The sequence below is a fragment of the Arthrobacter bussei genome, assembly GCF_009377195.2.
Lineage (GTDB): Bacteria > Actinomycetota > Actinomycetes > Actinomycetales > Micrococcaceae > Arthrobacter_D > Arthrobacter_D bussei.
In genome coordinates this window covers 1-255 of sequence record NZ_VJXX01000046.1, presented here as the reverse complement: position 1 = coordinate 255, position 255 = coordinate 1, and the positions used below count along the sequence as shown (strand labels likewise).

Here is a 255-nt window from a genome sequence, read left to right as displayed (position 1 = left end):
ACGGATCTGACGGTTGCTGCTGATGGGTCGGCGTCCTCGGATGCTGATGGGACGGTCGCCTCGTACAGCTGGAACTTCGGGGACGACACCCCTGCGACGACGGGTGCGACGGCGTCGCACACGTATGCTGCGGCGGGGACGTACTCGGTGGTGCTGACGGTGACTGATGACAAGGGTGCGACGAATGCTGTGACGAAGTCGGTCACGGTCACGGCGCCTCCGGTGCCGAACAAGGCTCCTGTGGCTGCTGCGTCG

General features: G+C 65.5%; 1 protein-coding gene. It reads left to right on the top strand.

Annotated features, from left to right (window positions below):
- Positions 1-255, top strand: a 255-nt coding sequence (locus tag FNH21_RS17560; protein WP_152817196.1) for a PKD domain-containing protein, incomplete at both ends; no start/stop codon positions are given.